Annotated in this window: 2 protein-coding genes; both read right to left on the bottom strand. The window is 45.0% G+C overall.

Going from position 1 to position 6,497, the window contains the following annotated elements; genetic code table 11:
- Positions 1 to 70: 70 nt before the first annotated feature.
- The gene (locus QUB12_RS36315; RefSeq protein WP_333140789.1) at positions 71 to 1,399 is read right to left on the bottom strand and encodes a response regulator; all 1,329 of its coding nucleotides are present in this window, start codon (positions 1,397 to 1,399) and stop codon (positions 71 to 73) included.
- Positions 1,400 to 1,404: 5 nt separating this feature from the next.
- Entirely contained in the window at positions 1,405 to 5,886 is a 4,482-nt protein-coding gene (locus QUB12_RS36310; RefSeq protein WP_333140791.1) for a PAS domain S-box protein, read from the bottom strand.
- Between the last annotated feature and the right edge of the window lie 611 nt (positions 5,887 to 6,497).

Raw genomic sequence — 6,497 nt, 5'->3', positions numbered from 1 at the left:
TCCAAAAAGGACGGGCGGGACGCCCATCCCACAATAACAATTAAAATTGTAAGTTATTTAATTCGCGATCCTAAGCAGCTTTACAAGCTTGCTGCCGAATAGGAATTTCAATGACGAATTCTATTCCCTTTCCTAATCCAGGCTGGCAGTATAATCTGCCCCCATGCTTTTCAACGATAATTTGGTAACTGATAGATAACCCCAACCCAGTTCCTTTACCGATAGGTTTGGTGGTAAAAAAAGGGTCAAATATTTTCGGTTGTAAAGTTTCGCAAACTCCCCGACCGTTGTCACTAATATAAATAGCCACCCAATTCTCGTCAATTACTTTTGTAGCAATTTGAATGCGGTTCGGGTGTTGTTTGATTTCTGCAAAAGAACGCTGCTGATTAGATTCATCTAAAGCATCAATGGCATTGGAAATAATATTCATGAACACTTGATTTAATTGTCCGGCATGGCATTCTACTGGTGGAAGCTGACCGTACTTTTTTATTAGTTCAATCTCAGGATGTTCTGGTTTTGCTTTTAAACGATGATGCAGGATGGTGAGTGTACTATCAATTCCTTCATGAATATTTACAGCTTTCACCTCTGCCTCATCTAGGCGAGAAAAGATTCGCATAGACTTGACAATCTCCTGGATGCGCTGCGTTCCTAAGTTGATTGAGTTAAGAACTTTGATAAAATCTTCCTCCACAAATTCCAGTTCTATTTCATCCATTACGGCTTGAATCCGAGGGGTGGGATTTACATAATCTTCTTGATAGAGATGTATAATTTTTAGTAAGTTATGAGCGTACTCTTGGGCATAACCCAGATTGCCGGATATGAAGTTTATAGGGTTGTTTATTTCATGAGCAATCCCAGCCGCCATTTGCCCTAAGCCGGACATTTTTTCGCTTTGGATTAACTTAAGCTGCATTTGTTGTAAATCTTCATAGGCTTGGCTGACTTCTAAAACTTTTTGCTCCAATAAGATATTTTTTTCTTCTAATTTGTCAGCTAGAACATGAAGCTTTAAATGCAGCTTGACGCGAGCTAATACTTCCTCCTGTTGGAAGGGTTTGGTAATATAATCTACAGCCCCAAGCTTAAACCCCTCAACTTTATTAGCCGTATCCGAGAGAGCAGTCATAAATATAATGGGAATCTGTTTAGTTTCTGGATTAGCCTGTAATCGACGACAGGTTTCAAATCCATCAATTTCTGGCATCATGACATCTAGCAAGATTAGATCCGGTAGAGCATATTTGACTCGCTCTAGTGCCATTTTGCCAGATTTTGCAACCCGAACTTCAAATCCTTCTTGGCTTAAGGCATCAGATAAGACACCTAAGTTAGCTGAATTGTCATCAACTATAAGAATCGTACCATTTGCTTGAATTTCTGAATTCATAAACCTTACTTGTAGGACTCAATAAACGTTAAAAGCTCTTCGTCTTGAAAGTCCTTTGCCATTTGATGCAATCTTTTAGCAAAGGGAATGTATTTGGGATCTAGTTCTTCAAGTAATACCGCCTGCTTAACTATTTCTAGGAAATTTCCTTTCATAGCGAGCTCGTATAGCATTTCCATTTCTGTAGCAGGCGGGGCAATTAGCTCATCGGTGTCTGAGGATCTCGCCAGTGGCTCTTCATTAGCTTCATAAACCCATTGCAAATCAAGATACTGTTGTAAGTTTTGCAGGAGTTCAGTTGCCTGAATTGGTTTGGGAATAAAGGCGTTGCCTCCAGCTTCTAAACTTCTGTATTGATCGGTTTCAAATACGCTGGCAGAAGAGACAATAATCACGGTGTCTTTGAAATTTTCCGATTCTCGAACCCGCTTAATCACCTCGAAGCCATCGAGTTCGGGCATTAATAGGTCGGTAACAATTAAATCTGGCTGCACCTCTAGAATTTTTTCCCAGCCTTCCAGCCCATCGTTCGCTTCAAACACCTCAAAGCCGATCGGACTGAGCAAATTGTTAATTACCGAACGGTTAGCCCATTTGTCATCAATAACCACAATCTTAGGTTGGCGGTCTTTGATGCCGATAATCTGCCCGTGATGGTCGATTTGAGACGTTTTCACCCATTCATCGGCTTGAGGCAGACTAACATCAAACCAGAAAATACTGCCCACATTCATCTCACTTTGAACCTGAATGGTACTGCCCATTAGTTCTACAATCCTTTGGCTAATTGCCAATCCCAGCCCGGTGCCCTCCGTCTGCCGTCTGCGATCTCCAACCTGCTCGAAGGGCTGAAAGATAGCTTGGAGTTGCTCTTGGGCAATGCCGGTACCTGTATCGCGTACTTCAAAGCGAATTTTTCCTTCTGTGGCAAAACTGACTATAAAAGTGACACTGCCCTCATCCGTAAATTTAATAGCGTTGCTTAAAAGATTAATTAACACTTGTCGCAAGCGTTTTTCATCCGCATGAATGCCGATCGGCAGTTCGGGGCTGGATGGAAAATGAAAGTGAATTCCCTTAATTTCAGCTCGGATGCGACACATTTCTGCTACACCTTGCAGGAACGCCGGGAAATGAAAATCTGTGGGCATTAGTTCCACTTTCTGTGCTTCAATCTTCGACAAATCGAGAATATCATTGATTAACGTCAGTAAATGCGAACCGCACTGATAAATGACATCAATGCGCGATCGCTCTTCTTCATTCAAGACTTTGGAACGCTGAAGAATCTGCGCGTATCCCATGATGCCATTAAGCGGAGTCCGCAATTCGTGGCTCATGTTGGCAAGAAATTCACTTTTTGCGCGACTTGCGGCTTCTGCAGCTTCCCTGGCTTTTGCCTGTACGATTTCTGTTTGTTTGCGATCCTGGATATCGATGCAAGTGCCAACCCACTCCCGGATGCTGCCATCTTCATCGAGAAGTGGCACCCCTCTAGCTTGGAAATAACGATAGTTTCCATCCGTTCCGCGCATTCGATATTCCATCTCAAACAGGCTTCTCGTTTGCACTGCTTCCATCCACACCTGAACAGTTCGTTCCCGATCGTCCGGGTGGATTGTATCTAACCAGCCAAAACCAACCACCTCAGCTTCCGTTTGTCCGGTGTAAGCTCTCATACTCGGTGAATCCTGGCATCTTCCTTCAGGATCGGTTGTCCAGACAATTTGGGAGATGGCAAGGGTTAGCGAACGATAGCGTTCTTCGCTTTGTTTTATAGCATCTTCCGCTTGTTTGCGATCGTGGATATCGCTGCAAGTGCCAACCCACTCCCGGATGTTGCCATCTTCATCGAGAATTGGTACTCCCCTACCTTGAAAATAACGATAGTTTCCATCCGCTCCCCGGATTCGATATTCTATGTCGTACAGGGTTCTCGTTGTCACTGCTTCCATCCACACCTGAAGCGTTCGTTCGCGATCGTCCGGGTGAATTGCATCTAACCAGCCAAAACCATCAGCCATCTGGGCTTCGGTTTGTCCGGTGTAAGCTCTCCAACTCGGTTGATCCACGGATCTTCCTTCAGCATCCGCTGTCCAGACAAGTTGGGAGGTAGCAGCGATTAGCGAACGATAGCGTTCTTCGCTTTGCTTGATAGCATCTTCCGCTTGTTTGCGATCGCTAATGTCATTATTAATTTCGAGTTGGGCACAAGGCTTTCCTTCCCCATCGCGCTGTAATGTCCAGCGACTTGCCACAATAATATCCCGACCATCGCGGGTGGTGTGCTGCAGTTCTCCTTCCCAAGTTCCCTGCTGAAAAAACTCTGCCGTTACGATTTCTAACGGTTTAGGAAAGGCTGTTTTCAAGAATGTGTGAATGTACTCCCCGACTACTTCGGCTTTTGTCCAACCATAGAGCTTTTCTGCACCTTGGTTCCAGTATATGATGCGATCATCCATATCCCTAATAATGATACCATCGCTGGCTAAGTCCAGTATTTCTAGGGTTTGACGGAGTGTTTGCTCGACTTTTTTGCGATCGCTAATATCTCGTGATATCGCGATAATGCCGAGGATATTGCCCTTAGCATCCCGCCAAGGAGTCTTGGTAGTGAAAAAGGTCCCGGTGGTCTCACCCTGAGAGACCTCTTCCTCGTAAGTCTCAGCGATTCCTGTTGCCATCACTTGGCGATCTTTTGCCATAATTGCACGGACACTCTCACTCTCATGCGGTAGGAATTCCCAATCATCTTTGCCGATGATTTCCTCAATTGGCTTGCCCATGAAGTTTGCCACATTGGAGTTAACGGCAACATAACGCCCTTCCCGATCTTTAACGACAATGAAGTCTGGTGTACTTTCCAAAATAGACTTTAGCAGTGCATTACGATCGCGCAATTCTGCTTCCATTTGTTTGCGATCGTTAATGTTTCGTGCTATGGCAATCAGGCCGAGAATATTTCCCTGAGCGTCCCGCCAAGCGGCTTTTGTGGTTAAAAAAGAAGTATTCTCTTTTCCATTGAAAACCTCTTCTTCGTAGGTTTCAGTAATGGCTGCTTCCATAATCTGGCGGTCTTTTGCCATTATTGCAACGGCGGCCTCCGGGGGAAGGAGTTCCGAATCATCTTTACCGATAATTTCCTCAATGGATCTACCGTAAAAGGATTTTGCCACCTCGGAATTAAGGGCAACATATCGGCCTTCCCGGTCTTTAACAACAATTATGTCTGGCGTACTTTCCAAAATAGAGCTCAGCAAGACATTGCGATCGCGCAGCGCAGCTTGCTGTTCGCGCAGAGCTTCTTCAGCTTGTTGGCGATCGGTAATATCTGTATTAGCCCCAATCCATTCCCGAATTGAACCATCCGCATTCAGAATTGGGACACCACGACAACTCATGTAGCGATATTCCCCGTCATAGCGGCGCATACGAAATTCAACTTCATAGAACGATCGATTAGCAACAGCAGTTGACCAGGCAGTGGCAATAGACGAGCGATCGTCTGGATGGATAGCGTTGAGCCCACCCCCTACCTTGTAATCATCAAATGTCTGTCCTGTAAATGCACATAAAGTAGGTTGCTCGCCGGCCAATTCGCCCTCAGCATTAGCGATCCAAATAATTTGAGCGGTAGCTTCGATCAAAGAACGAAATCGTTCTTCACTTTGTTTCAGGACATCTTCTGCGTTTTTGCGATCGCGAATATCCCGCACAATAGTGGAAATAAACTCGACTTCGCCCGCTTCCGTTTTGTGAACGATCAAAACCTGGGAGACTGGAATTTCTTCCCCATCCCGTGACAAAAATAGGATTTCACCAGCCCACCTACCCTCTCGCAAGGCGGTGGGAATTATTTCGTTGTGGAACTTTGCTTTTGCCGAGGGAGCTAATACAGAATCTATAGTAAAGGGCGATCGTGCTTCCTCTGGGGACATCCCCAGCATTTCCTGTCCGGCTTTGTTGAGATAGACACTATGCCCAGTCACATCCACAACTCCTACTAAGTCGGAAGTTGCTTCCAAAATTGCCGTCAGTCGTGCCTGCTTTTGTTCTGCCCGCTTGCGAGCGCTAATTTCAATTACAATCCCACCAATACCAAAAACCAGGCCATTTTCGTCCCGCAAAGGATAGTAAGATGTTTCCCAGTAGCGGATGATGCCTGGTTCTTTCGCCGTTTCACCCACTACTTCACACTCAAGTATCGGCTGGCCCGTATCCAGAATGCCTTGCAGCATCGGTTCCAGAGTCGGAGCCAATTCTGGCAGCATTTCAGGCAGCGACCGACCAATATAGTCTGCCACACAAATGCCATCGATCTCTGCCAGAACTTCGTTTATTTGGACATACCGGAGTTGGCGGTCAAAAATCACCATTCCGGCGTTGGCACCTGCAAAAAAAGCCTCGAAGTGAGCCTGCCGCAATGCCTGTGCTGTTGCGCTCTCTTGCTGTGGCGGTTGGGTTTTCTGTGGTGGGAATTTGCTCATGTTCGATCGTGCATTTCAGCTTTTATTCTAGAACTTCTGTCCAATTGTGCGATCGCAAGGTTTTCGTTGCCTCCAATTTGGGTAATGAAGAAAACGTTCAGTAGCGCGACTATTAGGCTTTCAATCTGCGATATATGTATCCCTTGCGACACTATTTCCCTTAATTCTTCGGATGTATCGCCAAGTATTTCTATTTCTCATTCTCATCAATTCTATTGCTAATCAATCCTATTGGTAGAACATTGGTGACAACTTAAGCTAGGGAAGCATTGGTCAATCAGCAATTATGCTCAGCATTTACTCAGATTTTGGCTGTAGAACTTAGATTTGGGCGATCGAGCAATCATGGCGATCGGCATATTTATGCCCACATACCCCCAAATCGCCAATTTTCCACTCCTAAATAAGCAGTATTTTCAGTAAAATTACGGATTGACAAATGTGATTAAGTTATAATTTGTCCCCCATGTCTGTAGAATGCCAAGTCTTCTTGGAACGTTATCAATTTTAGCTATATCCGTTAAATTTTCACTTAGGAATGAGAATTAAATAACTTCCACTCTTGAAAGTGGGATGGGCGTCCCGCCCGTCCAAAAAGGACGGGCGGGACG

This window comes from Microcoleus sp. B7-D4 (assembly GCF_036705125.1).
Taxonomy (GTDB): domain Bacteria; phylum Cyanobacteriota; class Cyanobacteriia; order Cyanobacteriales; family Microcoleaceae; genus Microcoleus.
This window is presented reverse-complemented; position numbering and strand designations above follow the sequence as displayed.